We start from the raw sequence: 23,082 nt of genomic DNA, 5'->3' as shown, positions 1-23,082 counted from the left end.
TACAAAGTTACACTTTTTTTAATATGCAATCCAACCTAATGGGTCAACTGGTGTACTTCCGTTCCATACTTGGAAATCAAGGGTATAGGCCCCATCGAAATCCTGTGCTACGGTTCCTACTGGAGTACCCGAAGAGACCTGTTGTCCTTTAGAAACACTTACACTTCCCAGGTTGGAATAAATTGTAAAGTAGCTTCCATGTTTAATGATGACCGTTTTCGTACCGTCATTATTGGCCAATACGGAAGAAACAGATCCTGGATACACAGATTTTGCTCTTGTGCCAGATGGTACAGCAATTTTTATCCCGTTATTTTCTTCGGTAATATTTTTAAAGACTGGGTGTGGCTGTCTTCCGAAACGGTGGGTAATTCGTCCGGCTTTATCTGTAGGATAACCAAGTCGTCCTCTATTTTCAGCAAAGTTATTTGCAGATGATGTAGAAACACCATAATTAGTCATTGCTTTGGTTTCTGCCGCTTTTTTATCTTCTTCTTTTCTCTTGGCAAGGGCTGTTTCTGCCGCTCTTGCAGCTGTTAGCTTATCTGCTGCTTCTCTAGCTTTCACCGCTGCTTCATCTGATGCTTTTTTAGCCGCAAGCTTTCTGGCTTCATCTTTTGCACTGGCTTCTGCTCTTGCAGCTTCCTCACTACGTTTTCTTTCTTCTTCAGCTCTTCTTGCAGCCAGTTCAGCCGCTTTTTTAGCTTCCGCTTCCGCTATTTTTCTTTCTCTTTCAAGGGCTTCCGCTCTTGCTTTAGCTTCCGCTTCAATTCTTGCTTTTTCTCTTTCTGCAGCTATTTTAGCTAAACGTATTTTTTCTGCCTCTGCTTTTCTTCTGGCTTCTTCTTCAGCCTTTGCTATTCTGATTTCCTCAGCAATAATAGCTCTAATCTGACCTTCAAGTGCTTTAGATTGAACTTGTTTTTGTTTAAGTTCAGCAGTAAGCTTTGATTCATTCTTTTTAAAATCAGCTACAAGTTGTTCTTTCTGAGCTCTTTCTGTATTGATTGTCGTTAAGTCTTTCTGTTGGTTTACCAAAAGGTTTTCTTTCTCCTTTACAGAATTTTGTTTCTGTGTAATGGATTTTTTGATCTGGTTAGCCGCATCAGAAATTTCTGTAGCTTTTTTGTCCTGATAATCTGAATATTGCTTTAAATACTGGACTCTTCGGATGGCTTCTCCTAAATTTTTAGAAGAAAGAATGAAGGTTACTTTATTCTGTACCCCTTTATTTTTATAAGCATTTACCAGAACCTCAGCGTAATTCTTTCTAAGAACAGCCAATTCTTTATTCTGACGATTGATCTCGAGCTGGCGCAAATAGATATCATCCTCAATAAATCTCTTTTCTTTTTGAGTGTTATTGTAGACTTTTTCTCTTAAGACTAGCTTTTGATTAACGTTGGTAAGATAGGCTATGGAAAGTTTAGATTCGCTTCTTGTCTTAGCTAAATCTGTATTTATTTGTGCAATTTGTTTTTTAAGTTCGGCATTCTGCTTCTGCAGTTGTTCTTTGTTCTGCTGTCCTTGGTGCAGTCCAAATATCAGAACACCTATTAAAAAGCTAAATTTTTTAATCATTTAATCTCAATTTTCTTATAACTGGATGGTACAGAATAGGGTGTTTCCATCCTCGAAAAGTCAAATTTCGTGTTTTCCAGTAAAATTTGACTAGATTTTGAGCCTTTTATAATTATTTTAACATTTTGAGGAAGGCGGATTCCGTTGTATTCATTCCAGTCACTGTAAGATATTTCCAGTTCATCCGGGGATAAAACATCTTTTAGATTAACACTTAACAGGTCATAATTGGTGTCATATTGAAGAGCAATTTTATACTCTCTTGTTTTTTCATCGGTTACAATTTTTTGGTTTACATTAGAAGCCATTTTATAACCTTGTGCATTTTGAGTTAAGGTAAATTGTGAATCGCTGATCTTTACGAAAGTTCTTCCCAATAGAATCTTTTCCAGTGATTTATAGTCGATGAAGTTGACATTCAGTAAATTGTTAAGGTAATCAAAATCAGAATCTATATAGGTTTTGCTAGTTTTATCCTGTCCTTTTATTCCATCTGGTGTGGCAATTCCTCTTGCTACATTAAGGAATAGAGCCCTTAGATTCATCCAAACCTTTTTATCATTTTCAATGTAGATGGTAGCATCAAGTGTTGGGATGAAGCTGCCTGTTTCTACACGAACTTTGCTATCGATTTTGATTTGTTCGAATTTTGGCGGGATCAATACATGTTCGTAAAAGGTAAGTTTATCTCTCACCGGTTGGTTTACGTCTTTTGGATTTTTGTTGTCCTCTGCGGCTGTAATACTATCCTTTATGTTTCCCGTGTCATTTTTAACAGCATTACGGGTTTTACAGGATGATAAGGCAAGAAGCAATAAAAGGAGTGGTATCCAATTTTTCATGTATTTATCTTTTTCAATTAAAGGTACGGAGCAATATTAACGCCAAACCACACAAAACGTTTTGTGTGGTTTGATTATATTTTGTTTAAGTTAAATAATTTCTGACTTTGTTTATTTAGACAAAAAATCTAAAACAGAGTAATCTCCCAATGAAATTTCTCTGGCAACCCCAAAATACTGTGCGGAATTACCAATCATTGAGTTGGATAGGTTACCATGGTTGATTCTTGTATTTTCTTGGATCAGAGAGTTTTCAATATTAGAGTTTACAACAGCTGTATTGTTTCCTAAAGAAACTCCAGGTCCTACCTTTGAGTTAGAGATTTTTACATTCTCTCCAATAAAGCATGGTGGAATAATTAAAGAGTTTTCAATCACTGCTGATGCCGGGAAATGAGTCATCTCTTCTCTTTCGTATTCAAGTATTTTACTGTTGGTTTCTACGGTAGCGTTCTTGTTACCACAGTCCATCCAGTCATTTACTTTTCCTAGGGTAAACTTGGCACCTTTTGCTCTTAAGTTTTCCAGTGCAGTAGTTAATTGATATTCTCCGCCATTTTTAATATTATTTTCCATGATATAATTAATTTCGTCCATTAGCTTTTCAGCACTGTTGAAATAATAGATACCAATAATGGCAAGATCTGAAACGAAAGTCTCTGGTTTTTCAACGAAATCTGTGATGAAACCATAGTTGTCTAATTTAACTACTCCGAATGCAGATGGATCTTCTACGCTTTTTACCCAGATTACTCCGTCTGAATTTTTATCCAGTTGGAAATCTGCACGGAAAAGAGTGTCGGCAAAGGCAATCACAACATCTCCCTGCATGGATTGTTCAGCACATTTGATGGCGTGTGCTGTTCCAAGAGGATCATTCTGATAATATATGCTTCCTTTTGCTCCTAGTTTCTCGGCAATCTGGATAAGAGATTTTTCAATCTCAGCTCCAAAATCTCCAATGATAAAAGCTACCTCTTCAATTTTTTCTCCTGCAACTTTAGCAATATCCTCCACTAATCTCTGTACAATAGGTTTTCCTGCGATAGGAATAAGTGGTTTTGGAACTGTAAGTGTATGTGGACGTAATCTGGAACCACGTCCAGCCATTGGAACAATAATTTTCATAGATGATATAAAGATGTTTTTTTTGTTTAAATGTAGGTTATTTTTTTATTAAATATAATAATTAAAACGTTTCTTAAAAACGTAATACTTATCATGTTTAAAAGCTTTGTTTAATATTTTTTTAGACTTAGTAGTTATCAAAATAAAGACCAAAGTTTAATTTTTTCTGATTCTGGATAATAGCGTATTCTTTTCTGTATAAATTAAAATCCCTGCATAGATTAAAAATAATAGATTTCCGATCCAAAAATTATAATTAAAGAAATAGGCAATGACAAAGCTAAAAACGATTAAAATTCCTAAAAAGAGGAATATTTTTTTCATTCTGTAAGGGATTGGATAGTATTTTTGACCTAACCAATAGGAAAGAATCATCATAGAAAAATAGGCTGCTAAAGTAACCCAAGCAGAAACCATAAATCCATATTTTTTTAATAATGTGAAGTTTAAAATAATAGTGATAATTGCCCCTGTCCATGAAATATAAGTTCCAACTCTTGTTCGGTCGGTTACTTTGTACCAGGTTGAAAGATTATAATAAATTCCAAAAAATAGATTAGCAATAACAATGATTGGAATAATATTAATGGCGATCCAGTAAGAACTATTGGGAACCAATAGCATTTTAATCCAAGAAACATTTGCAATAATTCCCAAAGCAACTATTGAAGCGAAAAATGAAAAATATTCTGTTACTTGGGCGTAAGTCTTTTTTGCATTCTCATTATTCATCTGTTTAAAGAAAAATGGTTCAATACCCATTCTGTATGCTGTAACAAAAAGAGTCATTAAAACTGCCATTTTATAACAGCCACCATAAGCTCCTGCATCAGCATCTTCAATTAAAAATCGTTGAATAAATTTATCAAAATTTTCATTAACCATGAATGCAAGACCTGCAATCATTATGGGCCATGAGTATTTGATCATTTCTGTAAAAAGGCTTTTTGAAAATTGAAATTTTACCTTTAAAACAACAGGTAGAACCAAAATGAATCCTAGTAAACTTGCTGCTAAATTACTGTAGAAAGGATACGCTACTTTTTCTTTTAAACCTAATTTAACTGAAAATTCTTGTGGAATATAAAGAAATAGAGCTATTGCAAAAATACTTTGAAAAACTGCCTGAATAACTCTGATTGCAGTATATTTTATTGGTTTATTATGAAACCTGAACCATGCTAATGGAATAACTAGAAGATTATCAAAGAATGCAATCCAGGCAAACCATCTGATAAATTCTGGGGTGTTGGAATAATTAAAAAGATCTGCAATAGGTTGATTGAATAATAAAACGAGAATCAAAAAAACAGTTGATAACCCTGTTAAAAACCAAAATGATGTATTGAATACTTTTTGTTCATTCTCTTTATTAGAAGAAAATCTAAAATAAGCTGTTTCAAAACCAAAAGAGAGAACAATATTAACGAATGAAATCAGAGCATAGAGGTTAGTGAAAATAGCAAAATCACTGTTGTTTATATTTTTAATGAACAAGTAATTAAGCAAAACAACAATTATCCTCGGCATAATTGCCCCAATCCCATATATAATAGTCTCGTTGAGAAGTTTTTTCAAGATGTGAAATTTTATGCAAATGTAAATATTTAGAAATTGATTTATTGCGAGTGATATTAAAATTCATCCATAAACCTTAATTTTGCTATTTATAGAAGCTAGGTATTAGAAGTAAGAATTTAGTAATTCCATTTTTACGTATAATTTTTAACTTAAAATTTTCTTTAGCTTCTAGTATTTAATCTCTAATTTCTAAAAAGTAAAATGAAAACCCTTATCAAAAACGTAAACATCGTCAACGAAGGAAAAGTCTTTGAGAGCGATATCTTAATAGAAAATGATTTAATCTCTAAAATAGCTTCCGGTATTTCTGAAGATGCGGATCAGGTTATTGACGGTTCCGGGAAGTATCTTCTTCCAGGAGTAATTGATGATCAGGTGCATTTTCGTGATCCGGGCTTAACGCATAAAGGTGATATTGAGACTGAATCAAGATCAGCTATTGCCGGAGGTGTAACCAGCTTTATCGATCAGCCCAATACTGTTCCAAATGCTGTTACTCAGGAATTATTAGCAGACAAGTACGAAATAGCTTCCCATAAAGCTTATGCCAATTATGGTTTTATGATGGGAGGAACCAATGATAATCTTGAGGAGGTCTTAAAAACAAATCCTAGAAATGTTCCGGGAATTAAATTATTCCTAGGCTCATCCACAGGAAATATGTTGGTTGATAATCCTGAAACATTGGAAAATATTTTCAGCAATACCAAAATGCTGATTGCAGTTCATTGTGAAGATGAGGCAACCATTAAGGCTAATACTCAAAAATACATGGATGAATATGGTGAAGATATTCCGGTTAAGTTTCATCACCTGATCAGAAGTGAAGAAGCTTGTTATAAATCTTCTTCCAAGGCTATTGAACTGGCTCAGAAAACAGGAGCAAGACTTCATGTTTTCCATCTTTCAACGGCTAAGGAAATGGAACTTTTCAGAAATGATATTCCTTTGAAAGATAAAAAAATCACTGCTGAGGTTTGTGTTCATCATTTAACGTTTACCAATGACGATTACGAAACAAAAGGAGGCTTAATCAAGTGGAACCCTGCTGTAAAAACACAAAAAGATAAAGATGCCCTGTGGGAAGCGCTTCTAGATGACAGAATTGACGTAATCGCTACAGACCATGCGCCACATACTGCTGAAGAAAAACAGAATGTATATACAAAATGCCCTTCAGGAGCACCATTGGTACAACATTCATTAGTTGTGATGTTGGAAAACTATAAGAATGGTAAAATTTCTCTTGAAAAAATTGTTGAAAAGATGTGTCACAACCCTGCTATTCTTTTCAGAGTAGAGAAAAGGGGATTTGTAAAAGAAGGATATAAAGCCGATCTTGTTTTGGTAGATTTAGATGAAGACTGGACTGTTTCCAAAGATAATTTACTTTACAAATGTGGTTGGAGCCCGCTGGAAGGAATGAACTTCCATTCTAAAGTTACCCATACCTTTGTAAATGGACATTTGGTGTATGATAATGGGAAAATTGCAGAAGAGAAATTCGGAGAAAGATTACTTTTTGAAGCGAGAGATTAATAAAGCAATATCGCAGCATGTAATCTCGGATTAGGAGATTATTCTGATAATTCAATAGGGAGCGGGCTAAAGCCCGCTCTCGTTATTTATACATCTTCCATTGGCTTAAGCCAAAACTTATTTTTAGCTCTCACAGATCTGGGAGATTACGCAAATTTTAAAACTCAATCATCTGCTAAATCCGCAAAATCTGCGAGAATATTTTACTTCTTCGCTTTGCTTCCCATATAGAAAGTGAGCTTTCCTCCATTCATAATTTCAGAATGTTTCAATGTGAAATTTTTAATCTCTTTTCCATTGAGAAGAACCTTTTGAACATATACATTTTTAGGACCTTGATTTATAGCTTCAATTTCAAAGTATTTTCCGTTTTCAAGATTTAAAACAGCATGATCAATGGCGGGACTTCCTATTGAATAATCTTCAGAGCCTGGTGCAACAGGATAAAAACCTAGTGAACTCAAAATATACCACGCACTCATTTGCCCGGTATCATCATTTCCACCTAATCCATCAGGAGTTGCCTTGTATTGCATTTCAAGAATGTGACGGATCTGTGATTGAGTTTTCCAAGGTTGTCCCGCCCAGTTATAAAGATAAGCTACATGATGTGCCGGTTCATTTCCGTGAACATATCCACCAATGATTCCTTCTCTTGTAATATCTTCAGTATCTGCAAAAAACTTGTCGGATAAATGCATAGAGAACAGCTCATCCAGTTTTAAAGCAAATTTCTTTTTGCCTCCCATCAGCTGAATAAGCTCATCAGGGTTTTGAGGAACAAAGAAGCTGTAGTTCCATGAGTTTCCTTCAATAAAGCCTTGTCCGTGGGTACTCAATACATCAAAATCCTTTTTGAAGCTTCCATCCGCCAGCCTTGGACGCATGAACCCTATTGTTTTGTCAAAATTATTCTTCCAGTTTTCAGAGCGCTTGATAAACTGATTGTAAATTTCTGTTTCTCCCAAATGTTTTGCCAATTGAGCAATCGCCCAGTCGTCATAGGCATATTCTAAAGTATTTGAAACTGAAGTTCCACTTTTTTCGGCAGGAATATAACCTAAATCAATGTATTGTCCGATGCCTTCATAATCTCTTTTATTAGCCGTTTCTACGCAGGCTTTCAGGGCTTCTTTAGCATCACCATTATAGTTTCCTTTGATAATGGCGTCTGCGACAACACTTACACTATGATAACCACTCATACACCAGTTGTCATTGGCATAATGTGACCAAATCGGTAACATTTTCATGGAAAATTGATCGTAGTGGGCCATCATTGATCTCACCATATCATTATTTCTCTTGGGCTGGATGATATTAAAAAATGGATGTAAGGCTCTATACGTATCCCATAAAGAGAAAGTGGTATAATTGGTAAAACCGTTTGCTTTATGCACATTTTGATCCAAGCCTTTGTACTCTCCGTTAGCGTCCATATAAACCGTAGGGTTGATAAAGGTATGATACATGGCTGTATAAAAATTGGTTTTTTCTGCTTCGGAACCTCTGATGACAATTTTATTTAATTCCTTGTTCCAGTTTTCCTGTGCCAGTGCTTTCACCTGATCGAAAGATAGGCTTCCGGTTTCTTTCTCAAGGTTTTCCATGGCATTGGCTTGGCTTACTGGTGAGATCGCAAGTTTAACTTCAATAGCCTCATTTTCCTGAGTATCAAAATCAAAATACATTTTCAGGTTCTTACCAGCGATTTCGGGGAAATTTTTGGTTTGATCAAATTTTCTCCAAAATCCTTTATAGACTTGCTTTTCATCATAGTTTTTCTGACCGTAAGACTTAAATGGCTTTGAAAATGTCATTGCAAAATAAACGGTTCTGGTTCTTGCCCAGCCGTTTGTTTGTCGATATCCTGTTATGGTGTTGTCATTTTCTACGCGAACGTAGGTCCAGACGTTTTTTCCATCATAATTGTAAATACCTGCCATCAAATCCAAAATAATGTAGGATTGATCAGATTTTGGAAAGGTGTAACGATGAACACCAACTCTTGTGGTTGCCGTTAATTCTGCCAGAATATTATAATCGTCAAGTTTTACTTTGTAATACCCGGCTTCTGCTGTTTCGTTTTGGTGGGTAAATTTACTTCTGTAGCCATTTTCAGGATGGGAAGATGTTCCTGGGTTAAGTTGAAGCTTTCCAACAGTAGGCATGATAAGGAAATCTCCCAAATCCGAATGTCCAGTACCACTAAAATGGGTAGAACTGAAGCCTACAATGGTTTTGTCTTCGTAACGATACCCTGCACAGTATTTATAAACTTCACCATTATATTTTCCGTTAAGTTCATAGGAAATACTATCTGTTTCAGGGCTTAACTGAACTGCTCCAAAGGGTACCGTTGCCCCGGGATAGGTATGTCCCATTTTTTCAGTCCCAATGAGAGGATTAACATATTGTATTAATTTTTCAAATTTTTGAGCTTTGTAATGTAAGCTGAAAAACAAAAGAAACAGAAAAATAGTTGTTCTGTGATTTTTCATTAATGATAGGTTTTCAAAGATTAAAATTAATTAAAATCATCATTTACTGTTTTATTTTAGCTAGAATTTGTTCAATATTTATTCTTTTCAGAAAAGCGGAAACCTATTCCATGCAGGTTTTCGATCAGTATATTTTGTTCATCAGCCAGAACTTTTCGTAATCTGGAAATAAATACATCCAGACTTCGTCCCATAAAATAATCATCATCGCCCCAAATAGCTTTCAGGATATCCTGTCTTTTCAGAACTGTATTTTTATGACGGATAAAATATAAAAGCAGTTCCGATTCTCTTTGGGTAAGGCTAATGGTATGGGTCGTATCCTGTAAAGTATAGTTTTTAGGATCAAAGTCATATTTCCCGACCTTATAGTTTGAGGAATGAGTGTTGGTTTTCTTTGAACGTTTCAGGAAAACTTCAATTTTCAGAATCAGTTCTTCTATGCTGAATGGTTTTACCAGATAATCATCAGCTCCTATTTTAAGGCCTTTGATACGATCTTCTTTTAAAGTTTTTGCAGAAATAAAAATAATAGGGATATCAGAGTTTTTACTACGGATTTGCTCGGCCACTTCAAACCCGTTCAGTTCAGGCATCATAATATCCAGAAGGCAGATGTCAAAATCTTGGCTGTTAAAAGCTTCAAGTGCAGATTTCCCATCCGAATAGCAGTTGATGTCATAATAAGTTTCCAGGCTGTCCTGTATCAGGAAAGCGATGGTTTCGTCATCTTCCGCATATAAAATTTTAGATTTCTCCATACTTACTTATTCAATTTAAAATGGGAAAAAGAGGGTGGTAGTAATTCCGGTATCTGCATTATTATCAACTGAAATTTTCCAGTTATGCTGCTGAACAACTTTCTTCACATAAAATAATCCTAATCCAAAACCATTAACCTCTTCACTTCTTTTCGTATTTACCCTGTAAAACTTTTCAAAAATATCAGGAATATTTTTAGCAGGAATACCTATCCCATTATCTTTAAACTTTAAATATAAACCTTTTGAATCTTTATAGGACGAAATGACAATAGCAGGCTTGGTTTCACAATATTTAATAGAATTATCTAAAATGTTATAAATGATATTCGTAAAGTGAAATTCATCAGCCATTATCGAAGTGCTGTTATCAATCTCTATTTGAATGCTGAGGTCTTTATCCTTTTGCAGCATAGCATCGGCAATCTCCTGAATAAAAGGAAGCAGGATGATCTTTTGAGGCTTTAATGACATTCCTGAAGCATCATTCTTAGCAAGATTCAATATCTTTTCAATGTGGCTGTTAAGTTTGTAACTTTGATCAATAATGATGGAAGTATAGGTTTGCAGCTTAGTGTTTTCCTTTACTGCTTCCTGTTTGTTAAGTGCTTCTGACGCTAAAAGGATTGATGATAAAGGAGTTTTAAACTCATGCGTCATATTATTAATGAAATCACGTTGCAGCTCCGAGAATTTTTTCTGCTGAATGATTGTATATATGGAGTACACATACACCAAAAGAATGATAATAAGGGCAAATGTAAGCAGATACCAGAACCTTAATGAACTAATCAGGTACGTGGTTTTATCAGGAAAACGTATGGAAAAATAATAGATCAGGTTTTTATGTTTTGGGAAATTAATTACCTTATTACTTGGGCTTTCCTGATGGGTAGTCATATATTTTCCATAAATCATTTTATCACTGTGGCAGTTGTATAATGCATATACATAATCGGTATTGATTTGAAAACGGGTGAATTCTGTTTTCAGATAATACTCAAGAACTACAGGATGGAATTCATTATTAATATTAACCACATAATAATCATTGGCAATATTCTGTACAGGATTTTCAGTAAAAGAATTTTTTCCTCCGGATAACTTTTCTGCGACCTCCATTAAAGCAATATTTACTTTTTGATCGAATTTCTTATCTTCAAGATTATAGGCTTGGCGCGTCCACATCAGCTGAGCTATTAAAATTCCAATAATAGCTATAAACCCCAGCGTAATGATGATATTGAGTTTTTTGATTTTCATTTTCCGGAACAATATTATCCAAAAATATCTATTAATCTTTTATCATTAACAACTTGTTAACAAATGTTTGATAGCAGTTAACAAGTTGTATGGATCAACTGCTTTACATTTGTTATATCGTAAAGAGAATAACAGATCTTTTTATTATTTCTAACTATTAAAATTTATACTCATGAAAAAATTAAAAATTACAGCAGTTTTAGCAGTTTTAGCTTTCTCTCCATTTTACGCCAATGTATTTTCAGGAGAAGCTTCTTCAATCGTAAAGATGGTTGCCGATGCTATCAAATGGAAATCAGAATCTATAGATGTAGGAAATATTCCTCAAGGAAAACCAAAAATCATCAGATTTGAATTTACCAATACAAGTTCAAAACCAATTATTATACAAAATGTAGCTCCTTCATGTGGATGTACAACAGCAGACTATACTAAAACTCCTATTCAGCCAGGAAAAAAAGGATTTGTAGAAGCGAGTTATAATGCTGCTGCAGCAGGCCCGTTTATGAAAACCGTGAACGTTACAACCAGCGAAAGCAAAACTCCTAAAACACTTTCTTTTAAAGGAACAGTTACTTCATAACTCATATTTCAATATTAATTAAAAGTCGTTTCATCATTTGTGAAACGGCTTTTTTCTTATTACTATCTCCTGCATAATTTTAAAAGATGACAGGACGAATAATTATATTAAATTTACATACAAAGTATCATTGATTTTCTATGGGAATCTTTTACAGCCTGTAGAATTTATATTATATATTTATTAAAATAATTAAATTATGAGCATGTATACACAGCCAATGTTGCGCGAAGGTGCACTAAAAGATAAAGTAGCAATTGTAACTGGAGGGGGAAGTGGTCTTGGGAAAGCAATGACCAAATACTTTCTTGAACTGGGAGCCAATGTGGTAATTACTTCCAGAAATCTTGAAAAACTACAAGCTACAGCAAAAGAACTGGAAGATGAAACAGGCGGAAAAGTTCTTTGCGTTGCGTGTGATGTAAGAAACTGGGATGAGGTGGAAGCCATGAAAGAAGCTACTTTAAAAGAGTTTGGTAAAATTGATATCCTATTAAACAATGCTGCAGGAAACTTTATTTCTCCAACAGAAAAGTTAACGCATTCTGCCTTTGATTCTATTTTGGATATTGTTTTAAAAGGAACAAAAAATTGTACCCTTTCTGTAGGAAAACACTGGATAGATTCTAAAACACCAGGAACAGTGCTGAATATTGTAACGACATATGCATGGACGGGTTCTGCTTATGTAGTACCATCTGCTTGTGCAAAAGCAGGGGTTTTGGCAATGACAAGATCTTTGGCGGTAGAATGGGCAAAGTATGGTATTCGTTTCAATGCAATTGCTCCGGGACCTTTCCCAACAAAAGGAGCTTGGGACAGACTTCTTCCGGGAGATCTTCAGGAAAAATTTGATATGAAGAAAAAAGTTCCTTTGAGAAGAGTAGGAGAACATCAGGAGCTAGCTAATCTTGCAGCTTACCTTGTTTCAGATTATTCAGCGTATATGAATGGGGAAGTGGTAACTATTGATGGTGGCGAATGGCTTCAGGGAGCAGGAGAGTTTAATATGCTTGAAGCAATCCCAAGTGAAATGTGGGATGCATTGGAGGCCATGATTAAATCAAAGAAATCAAACTAGATTAAAGTAAGGTTTTTTAGTACCTGCAATAATTTAACAATATAATGATGTAAATAAGACTTCTCTGTCACAGGGAAGTCTTATTTTTGTCTCAAATTGATAAAATAGACTATGAATTTCAGATTTTCAATCGTATTCCTTATGCTTTTTGCATTGGGATTTTCACAGGACCTTACAGTGATGAGTTTTAATATCAGGCTTAATGTTGCATCTGATAAGGAAAATGCATGGCCGGAAAGAAAACAGGATGTTTCCGATTTACTGACTTATTATCACCCTGATTATTTTGGAGTTCAGGAAGCCCTTCCTGAACAAATGAAAGACATCAAAAGCGGATTAAAAAACTACGATTATATTGGCGTGGGAAGAGATGATGGCAAAGAAAAAGGAGAGTTCTCTGCTATTTTTTATGATACTAACAGATTAGACGTTGTAAAATCAGGGACGTTCTGGTTATCAGAAACTCCTGAGAAACCATCAAAAGGCTGGGATGCTGCTTTGAATAGAATTTGTACCTATGCCATCTTCAAGGATAAAAAGTCAAAGAAAAAATTCCTTGCCATGAATATTCATTTTGATCATATTGGAAATGTTGCAAGAGTGAAATCCTCTGAACTTATTCTGAAAAAAATCAAAGAACTTAATCCAAGAAATCTGCCGGTAACATTAAGTGGAGACTTCAACCTTACGGATGATACAGAACCGATTAAGATTCTTTCCCAAAACATGAAAGATACCTTTTACCATTCGGAAACCAAGCATTATGGACCTGTAGGAACTTTTACTGCCTTTAATGTAAATGAAGCTCCAAAAGAAAGAATTGACTATATTTTTACAAAGGACTTTAAGATAAAATCTCACCGACACATTAATGACAGAAGAGAAAATCTCCTTTATCCATCGGATCATTTTCCGGTCATTGTGAATCTTTCCTTTTAAGATTAATTTGTTGGGAAATCAACTTCAAATCCAATTCCTCTCAGGGATTGGATTTTTACTTTTGGGTCATTGCTAAAATATTTTCTCAATCTGCTGATAAATACATCCAGACTTCTTCCTGTAAAGTAATCATTAGTTTCCCAAAGGTTATCAAGAATGTTATCCCTTGTTATCAAAGAGTGATTTTGCTTCAGTAAATATAAAAGAAGTTCCTGCTCCCGAACCGTGAGGCGTACATTTCCGTCGGGATGAGACAGTGACAGTTTCTGAGTGTCCAGTAAATATTGCCCGATTTTTATTTGAATTTCAGTAATTGGAGGAGAAATCCTTTTCAAAATGTTTTTAATCCTTAGAACCAGTTCTTCCGGATCACATGGTTTGGCAATATAATCATCCGCACCTATCTTCAATCCGGTTATCCTATCTATTTTCTGATTTTTAGCTGTTAAAAATAAAATCGGAAAACTATTTTTCTCCTTAAGGATCATTTTGGCAAGAGAAAAACCGTCAATATTAGGCATCATCACATCTAAAAGGCCTATGTGAAAAGGAAAATCAGAGGAAAGAAGTTCAACAACATCTTCGGGGTTCTGAAACCAGCTGACCTCAAAATCTTCTAGTTCAAGATATTGTTTAAGGATCATTCCGAAATCCGGATCATCTTCTGCTAATAGGATCTTAGTTTTCATACGGAATGGTTATTTTAAAAGTACTTCCGGATCCAGGCTTACTGGAAACCTCTATTTTACCACTATAGGTTGTAATTATTTTTTTCACAAAATAAAGTCCCAGACCCAGCCCCTTACTATTATGGATGTTATTGGACTGTATTCTGTAGAATTTTTCAAAAATGTTTGTTAGTTCTTTGCTTTCCATACCTTGTCCATTATCAGAAATTTCAATATTCAGATTTTGGATAGAAGTATTGGCGTTTATTATTACAAAGGATGCTCCGTATTTGATACTATTTTCACAAAGATTTTTAATGACCGTTTCCATTAGATTTTTATCAAAAGGCAACTTTTCGGAGACTTTATTTTCAAATTTAAAATCTATTTTTGGATATGTAAAAGCCAGATCCTGAATAAAAAAATCCCAGTCTTCAGGCTGTACGGCAACTACCTCATCGGGTATTTCATCTTTATGGAGCTGTATCATTAAACTTTCAAGTCGGGCAATCTGCCTGTCAATAAGCGGAAGCGTTTCTGGATTCCAGCCTTTTTTTAAAGTTTTTGAGGCTATTTTTAATGTAGCAATCGGAGTTTTAAATTCATGGGAAATATTATCCACAACGGTGTGGAGAACTTCTACCTGTTTCTGCTGGCGGGCTAGATTTTTAACAGTGAAAATATAAAGTAAGAGCACACTTGCGAGGATGGCGGCACAGCATATGGTGAGCAGAGCAAGCTCTTTAAATATGATGGTTTTGATATTTAAAATCTCGAAACCGGTATTGCTTTTTAGAAGAAAAGAGTCATTTCGGCCGGGAGTGTCATCATTAGTCGTGGATTTTGATGTAGTTTCCCATTTACCTGTATTGGAAATTTTAGGATTGGAAACTTTGTTTCGGGTTTCATACAGGGTAATTGGCTGATCAATCAGGCGGGTGCTGTCAGGGGTATAAATGATGGAGATGTATTCTGTTTTCGTAGCAATTTCATAACCTTCTTTTTTAAAACTTGCATCTACGTAGTCGCTGAGATACTTTTCATTTTCCTTTCTGTTTTTATTAAAGTACTCCAGAAAATCTTTTTTACTGATCTTTTTATCAAGATATCGAATTAAGATTTTCTCAATGGTATCATCTGTTCTACTTTTGATACCACCCAGATCTTCCAGTCTGTCGGTATAGTTGGTAAGTCTTGCATGAACATCCCTATAAATCTCGCGTTCCTTTACCTGATACGTCTTGTACATAAAATAAGCCTGTATCCCTAGCAGAAGAAGGAACAGGGTAGCGAAAAGAGCAATAAGGTTTTTACTTTTGGAAATCATTGATAACAAAGATAAAGATTTAACCATTTTATTGATGTTGTATTTTGCTATTAACCTTTCATTAACCTGATTTTTCGAGTTCAGATTTTTCTTTCTAAACGAGAAAAAGACGTTAACCCATCATTAACCTTTCGTTAACCGAAATTCTCCTGTTCAATATAGAATTTTGCTCCGTAAAACAAGAATAACTATTGTTTTGCCTCATTCTTTAAAAATATAATCATGAACAAAATTATTTTTTTCCTGTGTTTTCCGATGTTGGTATTGGCCCAGAAACAAAAACTTGCGGGAACAGTTGTGAACACCGAGAATGAAAAAATTTCAGCAGCACAAATAGAGCTGTACGATTCGCAGGATAAATTAATCCAGGAACTGAAAACGGATGCTAAAGGTGGATTTACATTGGAGAATATATCTGAACAGAATATAAAACTAGTTGTAAAAAATAAGGGTTATTCTTTATTTGAAAAGACGCTGAATCTGGAAAAGCCTGAAGATTTACAGATCATTCTTAAAAAGGAATCTCAAGAGATTGAGGAAGTAGTAATGACGAAGCGAAAGCCATTGGTAAAAAGAAAAGTAGATCGTCTGGAGTTTAATGTAGAAAACAGTAATATTTCATCATTGAATGCATGGGAAATTTTGAAAAATACACCCGGTGTTACAGCCAATAATAATGTACTCGCAGTGAAAGGCAGTACAGGAATTTTGGTTACCATTAATGATAAAAAGGTCATGCTGACGGGGGATGAACTCAAAAATCTTTTGGAAAATACTCAGGGAGATGAGGTGAAGTCTGTGGAAGTAATTACCAACCCACCCGCAAAATATGAAGCTTCTGGAAGTTCGGTCCTGAACATTATTATGAAGAAGAACAAGATTGAGGGCTATCGTGGTATTTTGTCTTCAAAATATGTTCAGACGCAGTATGCAAAGGCTGTTTTTGGGCTGTCTCAATATTATAAAAGGGATAAATTTTCCATTATGGGAAGCTATTATAAAGGAATGGGAACCTACTACCGAGAGGGGCTCGACTATGTTAATTATTCCGAAAGCCAGACCAGATGGATGAGTACAATGAATAGGAAGGATAAAAACACTAACCAGAATACCCTGAATTTTAATGTAGAATATGAATTGGACAGTTTGACCAATCTAAGCCTCAACTATTCAGGGTATTTTTCTCCAAAGTCTTATGGAACGTATAATGTGCCTACATTAATTTACAATAATCAGGACGTTGTTGAGTCTAATTATAGAACACTAAATGACCATCACTCTCGCTCCATTAATAATTCAGTCAGTTTTCAGATAGATAGAAAATTGAATAAAAAGAGCAGTCTGTCATGGATCAATTATTTTACAGGAAATAATGCCAGTAAATATCAAAATGTAATTACACACCTAAACTTTGCCGGAGAGCCGCCAAGAGAAGATAATTTCATGACCCAAAATAAAGCAGATGTACAATTGTATTCTACTCAGTTAGATTATCAATGGAAAGGAGAGAAGTTGGAATTTGAATCCGGAACAAAGTACAGTTTCGTGAAAACAAACAGCAAACTAGATTTTTCTGATAATCAAAATGGGGTATTAGAATACAGGCCAGAGAAAAGTAGTGTTTTTGATTACAAGGAACATAATTTTGCTCTGTATTCCTCGCTTTCTTATAATATCGGAAAATGGAATTTTAAAGGCGGGCTTCGTGCAGAAATGACAGATCTTGAAGGGATAGTTTCAGAGCCATATGATCAAAACAAAAATAATTACTGGAACTTTTTTCCTACTTTTTATGCACAATATACTACAGAAAATAAGCAGGAGTTCGGATTCTCTTACGGAAAACGTATCAGCAGACCATCCTATTCATGGCTGAATCCGGCGAAATCTTATTATAATCTCTTTTCATACTATCAGGGAGATCCAAAATTAAAAGCAACCATAACTCATAATCTTAATCTAACCTATTCATGGAAAAACTGGAATCTGGATTTATACTATCGCAAGGAAAATTTTCCATCCATGGAGATCTCGTATCAGGAACCGGAGACCAATAGTGTCATCTATCATTTTACAAATATAGAAAAGGGAGAGGCTTTCGGATTAAGCTTATATAAAAACTTTCAGGTGAAGTCTTGGTGGAATATCATTCTATCCGAGAACCTTGAACACAATGAAAACTATTTCAAGGGCGTTGATGGAATGCTGTACAAGAATAAGGTTTGGAACTTGGAATCTAATATTTCTACAAGCTTCACCTTGGATAAAAATAATGACTGGAAAATGGAAATGGGACATCGTTATTATTCTCCATCAATACAGGGAACTTTCAAAATTTCCAGTGCATGGTCTGCTTATTTTGTAATGAACAGAAAGTTCTTTAATAAAAGACTTGAAGCAAGCTTAATTGTTAGTGACATTTTTAGAACAACAGGCCAAAAGATTGTTACCAAATACGCCAATCAGGATAATTACTTTCAGGACTATACAGATACACAGGGTTTTACCCTTTCATTAAAATTCAACTTTGGGAACCAGTCGGTGAAAAATGCCAAGACTATAAAAAAGACATCGGAACAGGATAGGCTTTAGACTAATTTAAATGAAAAACCAATTATCATAAAACATTATTACAAAAGAAATTACCACCCACTGTCACATTTTCGTTATTTTTGATACCTATCTTTAAAAAAGGTCATTATGAAGAGAATTTTTTCCGGAGTGCTGGTGGTCGTTTCGTTGCTACAGTTGTCTGCTCAGGAACTGTATATGCCGAGAAATATTAAAAAAGCCTATGAAAAAGGTACGCGTGATATTTCCGGGGCGCCGGGTAAGAACTATTGGCAAAATAAAGGAATTTACAATGTTGAAGTAAAAGTGGATGCCGGTACAAAGGTGGTTTCTGGTAAAGAAACAATTGTTTATACGAACAACAGTCCGGATAATCTCAATGAGTTGGCGATACGATTCGTTAATAACTTACACAAGCCGCAATCGCCAAGATCTGGATCGGTTTCCAGTGATTTTTTGTCCTCAGGACTTAAGATTAAATCATTCGTTGTCAATGGTGAAAAATATGATATCGACAGCGATGATTGGGGAACTGTTGAAAAAGTAAAACTAAAATCAGGATTAAAATCAAAGTCAAAAGCTGAGGTTAAGATCGAGTGGGAGTATCCGCTTTCTGTACAAAGTGGAAGAGAAGGACAAATTGATCCTGAAACATTCTATGTAGCCTATTCTTTTCCAAGAATTTCTGTATATGATGATTACAACGGATGGGATATGCTGCCGCATTCTGACAGACAGGAGTTTTATAATGATTTTAATGATTATAGCTTTGCCATTACAGCGCCAAAAAACTATGTGGTGTGGGCAACCGGAGATTTTTTAAATCCTGAAGCCGTACTTCAGCCGGAATATTTGAAAAGATATAAAGCTTCATTAAAGAGCGATAAGGTAATGCATATTGCTACAGAACAGGAAATGAAGTCTGGGAAAGTTACCCAGCAGAATAAATGGAATGTATGGAAGTTCAAAGCCAATCATATTACAGATTTTTGCTTTGCTCTGAGTAATCATTATGTATGGGATGCTGCCAGTGTTCAGTTGAAAACAAAAAGAGCCAGTGTGCAATCAGGATATAAAGCGGGAGCAAAGGATTTTGAACAGTATGTAGATTGGATGCGCTATAATCTGGATTGGTTTTCCAAAAAATGGCCAGGCGTAGAATATCCTTATAATGTAATGACGGCTATTCAGGGATATGCAGACATGGAGTATCCAATGATGATTAATGATTCCAGTATTCCGGATAACTTACAGGATGCCAGACTTACTGCAGATCATGAAATTGCCCATACTTATTTTCCATTTTATATGGGAATTAACGAAACGAGGTATGCATTCATGGATGAGGGATGGGCTACTACCTTGGAGTATTTAATTGGGATTGATGAAAATGGGGAGGCTGCTGCAAAGGAATTTTATAAAAACTTTCGGGTGAAAAAATGGATTAATGATCCATCAGCAGAACAGGATCAGCCTATTATTACAATGAGTACACAGGTTAGTGGTTCAGGCTACGGAAATAACTCTTATGTAAAATCATCCTTATCTTACCTTGCATTGAAGGATTATCTTGGTGATGAATTGTTCAAAAAAGCATTACACCATTATATGAATAACTGGAATGGAAAACATCCTGTTCCTTGGGATTATTTTAATTCTATGAATACTGGTTCTGAAAAAAATCTAAACTGGTTTTTCCACAATTGGTTTTATACCAATAATTATATAGATTTAAAAGTTGCAGGAGCATCACAGATGAATGACTTGCTTACAGTGAATGTAGCGAATGTCGGAGGATTTGCTATTCCGTTTGATGCGGTTCTAACCTATGAGGATGGAAGTACTGAGAAACTTCACTTTTCACCATCAGTTTGGGAAAAAGACCAAAAACTGACAGATCTTGTGATTCCTATCAAGAAAAAAGTAAAATCGGTATCCTTGGATGGAGATCTTTTTATGGATTATACACCGGGAGATAACAGTAGAACATTATAAAATAAAAAGCCTTCAGATATCTGAAGGCTTTTTATTTTTAAAAATAGGCTGTCAATCTTAAACCAAGGGTAACGTAATTTATTTTTTCCTTAGCTATTAAATGATTGAGTTCCTCATTGAGTTCTTCGTTCTCCTGTATAGCATCACTAAAACGATAACGGATGGTAGATTTAATCTCGTTATAGTCAGTATAGAAAGTTAGTCCTAGTCCTGGGTTGAATTTGTAAGTTATAGAAGCTCCTGTATTCCAACGGAACGCAGGCTTTGGTTTGTATCGGGCAATCTCAAGTTGGTGGTTGGGGTTATCAATGCTGTCACTTTTAATAAAAACTTTTCCACTGGCAGTAGCAGAATATCCAGCAGTTGCCTTTAAGGTCAGTTGCCATTTGTCTGAAAACTCATGTGAGAAATACGGACCTATTCCTGCTCCCAGAAAGCCTAGAGATTGTGTTCTGATTTCGTGCTCTCCATAACTATCCCCATCATCAAGGTTTACTTTCATTGGTTTTATTGGGAAACTGCTGAAGCTAAAGTCTCCACCTATACCCCATTTTTTTGAGAAGAAATAAGCCCCTTCAAGGCCTCCTTCAAAACCAATTTGCTTCTTGTCGTCAAGCTCTGATTCTTTCAAAAAGTTCGTTGTACCAAAGGTTGTACCAAGCTTTATTGCCAGGAAAGAGGGGTAGTCGTTCCCTTGTATTCTGGATAGCATACTTAAATTATCCCCTTTATTTTTATATATTTTATCTATAAAAAAATATCCTAGCTCCGTAGAAATAATACCGATTCCGGCTCCAGCCAGAATATCAGGCAGCCAATGTCTGTTGTTGAGGTTTCTACCAAGTCCTGTAAGTGTTGCTGAACCATATCCTGCAATACTATAGGCGGGGTTTACCATACCATACTCCTTGTGTAGGAAGCTGGCGTTGGTAAAGGCCATAGCAGCATGTCCGGATGGAAATGAGTTATTTTTGGAACCATCTGGCCGTTCAACTTTTGCTGTATATTTAATAGAGTTCACAAGGATTCCCATGATAACTAAACTGGCTCCATAGGACAAAGTTGCTCTTCCTAGATTATTTCTTCCCTTTACGCCTCCTAGTTTTAATCCGTAAACAGCTACAGCTGGGGCATATTGAAGGTAATCGTCATACTTTACCTTAAAAGCAGGTAAGTAGCGGTTACGAACTTCACGAATGTTCTCCTTTTCCCCCCAAGTTGCTGCTGCCGCTGCAAAAAGTAGTGTAGGGGCAACTGACTTTTTCACCCATTCTTTGTTCAAAAATGGAGTTTTTTCCTGTATTGAAGAAGTTGAATTAAGTAAAGCAATGTCTTCCTTAAGATTTCTAGATTGAACAGTATCCTGTGCTTTGTAACTATATAAATGTAATAGTATACCCGATGCTAGGGCCAATTTTTTCATCCTTGTGGTCCTTAAATTTAAATTGCGTAAAAATATTAAAAAAATCTATCCCAAATGCGGAATAGATTTTAAATATTATTTAAATGGTGTGATTTATTAGTAAACTCTTAATCCTGATCTTGCGCCAGAAGAAGCTGTTACAGATTGCATCTTTGTTTTTTGCCCTGCAGTAAACATATACAATGAATTATCATCAGAATAATCCATATAATTCATAAACATAACAGATCTTTTTACTCCATAGCAAGTGTTGTAAAGTGGATATGTTGGTTTACCTGTATTAGCAGTAGTTTGAGTAGGAGTATCTGCAATTAAGTCATCTCCACATGTGGTATCTCCCCAGATATGTCTAAGACCTAAATAATGTCCTACCTCATGTGTAGCAGTTCTTCCTAAATTGAAAGGAGAAGATGTTCCTGTTTTACCAAAGAAAGGAGCTGCGATAACTACACCGTCTTTCCATGTACCAGCATCTTCAGGGAAGGTAGCATAACCTAGGATTTCTCCTTGAGTATCCGGCATGCTGCCTACTACCCAAATATTAAAGTAGTTTGTAGGGTTGGTAGCATCAATTCCTCCTGTAGAGGCTTTTTTCATGGTATTATTTGTTCTGTCTGTTTTGCTCCATGATGTTTTAGTTGTTGTTTTTCTTATGGTATTTACCAATCTGAATTTCACTTTTACATCACCGGATTTTACAGCCTGGAACTCAGTTGGGATGCTTGAAGCATCGCTATTTGTTCCGCTGTAGTCAGCATTCAGTACTGCAATTTGTTCTGCAATTCTGGCATCTGAAACATTTTGTGCTGCTGTTTTGTAGATTACATTTACTATGACAGGAATTTCAACTGTACCATCTGCAAGTACTTTTCCTAGTGCTAAGTTGTTGGCAAATCTTTCAGCGTTAGCATCTATTTCTGCAACTTTTTGTCTCAATGCAGGATCTTTTTCCAAGGCTTCCTGTCTCATGTCCTCTGATGGACAATTCCTTTTTAGTGCAGAAGTAGATGAGATTTCCTTATCTGCCGAAGTTTCATTTTGATTAGTTACACTGTCGTTGTTACACGCAGACATAAAGCCCAATGCAAGGACTCCAAATAATAATCTTTTCATATCTTTTATTTTGGTTTGAGGATGTGAAATTATATTATTTAAAATTGATATGCAAATTATTTTACAGTTTATTTGAATTATTCTTATTTAATGAATGGTTTTATTGATTATAAATGTGTTTTAAGCGGCTTATATTGAATTTTAACTAATCTACGAAATTTAATGACTTATTTCACATTTAAGTGT

The 23,082-nt window shown here is 35.2% G+C and carries 17 protein-coding genes; 6 read left to right on the top strand and 11 right to left on the bottom strand.

Features of this window, described 5'->3' with window-relative positions; genetic code table 11:
* Positions 1-18 precede the first annotated feature (18 nt).
* The 4 genes from C1638_RS20375 to C1638_RS20360 form a co-directional block, all read right to left on the bottom strand.
* Positions 19-1,581, bottom strand: a complete 1,563-nt coding sequence (locus C1638_RS20375) for a murein hydrolase activator EnvC family protein (protein ID WP_109623771.1) — start codon at positions 1,579-1,581, stop codon at positions 19-21.
* Positions 1,578-2,423, bottom strand: coding sequence for a lipoprotein insertase outer membrane protein LolB1 (gene lolB1 / locus C1638_RS20370; protein ID WP_109623770.1), 846 nt, complete (start codon positions 2,421-2,423; stop codon positions 1,578-1,580). Before lolB1 ends, C1638_RS20375 begins: the two co-directional genes overlap by 4 nt.
* A 111-nt stretch (positions 2,424-2,534) precedes the next feature.
* Complete coding sequence (locus C1638_RS20365; protein WP_109623769.1) at positions 2,535-3,551, bottom strand: sugar phosphate nucleotidyltransferase; 1,017 nt, start codon at positions 3,549-3,551, stop codon at positions 2,535-2,537.
* 156 nt (positions 3,552-3,707) lie between these two features.
* Positions 3,708-5,129 (bottom strand): lipopolysaccharide biosynthesis protein, encoded by a 1,422-nt coding sequence (locus C1638_RS20360; RefSeq protein ID WP_109623768.1) that lies wholly within the window; start codon positions 5,127-5,129, stop codon positions 3,708-3,710.
* 204 nt (positions 5,130-5,333) lie between these two features.
* Here C1638_RS20360 and C1638_RS20355 point away from each other — a divergent pair, with 204 nt between their 5' ends.
* Entirely contained in the window at positions 5,334-6,671 is a 1,338-nt protein-coding gene (locus C1638_RS20355) for a dihydroorotase (protein ID WP_109623767.1), read from the top strand.
* A 203-nt stretch (positions 6,672-6,874) separates the two neighbouring features.
* Here the strand turns inward: C1638_RS20355 and C1638_RS20350 are convergent, their stop codons facing one another.
* The 3 genes from C1638_RS20350 to C1638_RS20340 all read right to left on the bottom strand — a co-directional run bounded on the left by C1638_RS20350 (position 6,875) and on the right by C1638_RS20340 (position 11,196).
* Positions 6,875-9,172 (bottom strand): GH92 family glycosyl hydrolase, encoded by a 2,298-nt coding sequence (locus C1638_RS20350; RefSeq protein ID WP_109623766.1) that lies wholly within the window; start codon positions 9,170-9,172, stop codon positions 6,875-6,877.
* A gap of 71 nt (positions 9,173-9,243) precedes the next feature.
* On the bottom strand, positions 9,244-9,933 hold the full coding sequence (locus C1638_RS20345; RefSeq protein ID WP_109623765.1) for a response regulator transcription factor: 690 nt from the start codon (positions 9,931-9,933) through the stop codon (positions 9,244-9,246).
* A gap of 15 nt (positions 9,934-9,948) precedes the next feature.
* Complete coding sequence (locus C1638_RS20340; protein WP_109623764.1) at positions 9,949-11,196, bottom strand: sensor histidine kinase; 1,248 nt, start codon at positions 11,194-11,196, stop codon at positions 9,949-9,951.
* Between the two features lie 172 nt (positions 11,197-11,368).
* Here C1638_RS20340 and C1638_RS20335 point away from each other — a divergent pair, with 172 nt between their 5' ends.
* From C1638_RS20335 to C1638_RS20325, 3 genes are all read left to right on the top strand, one after another.
* A complete protein-coding gene (locus C1638_RS20335; protein WP_109623763.1) occupies positions 11,369-11,779 on the top strand; it encodes a DUF1573 domain-containing protein in 411 nt (136 codons plus the stop codon).
* Positions 11,780-11,978: 199 nt separating this feature from the next.
* A complete protein-coding gene (locus tag C1638_RS20330) occupies positions 11,979-12,860 on the top strand; it encodes an SDR family oxidoreductase (protein WP_109623762.1) in 882 nt (293 codons plus the stop codon).
* Between the two features lie 111 nt (positions 12,861-12,971).
* Positions 12,972-13,799 carry an endonuclease/exonuclease/phosphatase family protein gene (locus tag C1638_RS20325; RefSeq protein WP_109623761.1) on the top strand — a complete coding sequence of 276 codons (828 nt, stop codon included), beginning with the start codon at positions 12,972-12,974 and terminating at the stop codon, positions 13,797-13,799.
* Positions 13,800-13,801: 2 nt separating this feature from the next.
* On the opposite strand, the gene C1638_RS20320 is transcribed toward C1638_RS20325, so the two are convergent.
* Together C1638_RS20320 and C1638_RS20315 are read right to left on the bottom strand one after the other, a co-directional pair.
* Entirely contained in the window at positions 13,802-14,488 is a 687-nt protein-coding gene (locus C1638_RS20320; protein WP_109623760.1) for a response regulator transcription factor, read from the bottom strand.
* A complete protein-coding gene (locus C1638_RS20315) occupies positions 14,478-15,821 on the bottom strand; it encodes a sensor histidine kinase (RefSeq protein ID WP_109623759.1) in 1,344 nt (447 codons plus the stop codon). The genes C1638_RS20320 and C1638_RS20315 overlap by 11 nt, the downstream gene beginning before the upstream one ends.
* A gap of 195 nt (positions 15,822-16,016) precedes the next feature.
* Between C1638_RS20315 and C1638_RS20310 the strand changes: the two genes are divergently transcribed.
* Positions 16,017-18,386, top strand: a complete 2,370-nt coding sequence (locus tag C1638_RS20310) for an outer membrane beta-barrel family protein (RefSeq protein ID WP_109623758.1) — start codon at positions 16,017-16,019, stop codon at positions 18,384-18,386.
* 108 nt (positions 18,387-18,494) lie between these two features.
* Complete coding sequence (locus C1638_RS20305) at positions 18,495-20,360, top strand: M1 family metallopeptidase (protein WP_109623757.1); 1,866 nt, start codon at positions 18,495-18,497, stop codon at positions 20,358-20,360.
* A 37-nt stretch (positions 20,361-20,397) separates the two neighbouring features.
* Here C1638_RS20305 and C1638_RS20300 read toward each other — a convergent pair whose 3' ends face one another.
* Positions 20,398-21,783, bottom strand: coding sequence for a phosphatase PAP2 family protein (locus C1638_RS20300; RefSeq protein ID WP_109623756.1), 1,386 nt, complete (start codon positions 21,781-21,783; stop codon positions 20,398-20,400).
* A 96-nt stretch (positions 21,784-21,879) separates the two neighbouring features.
* Complete coding sequence (locus C1638_RS20295) at positions 21,880-22,896, bottom strand: zinc metalloprotease (protein WP_109623755.1); 1,017 nt, start codon at positions 22,894-22,896, stop codon at positions 21,880-21,882.
* Positions 22,897-23,082 lie beyond the last annotated feature (186 nt).

Origin of the sequence: Chryseobacterium oncorhynchi, assembly GCF_002899895.1 — a bacterium.
Taxonomy (GTDB): domain Bacteria; phylum Bacteroidota; class Bacteroidia; order Flavobacteriales; family Weeksellaceae; genus Chryseobacterium; species Chryseobacterium oncorhynchi.
Note: the sequence above shows the minus strand (reverse complement) of the source record. Positions and strands in the feature narration are given on the sequence as shown.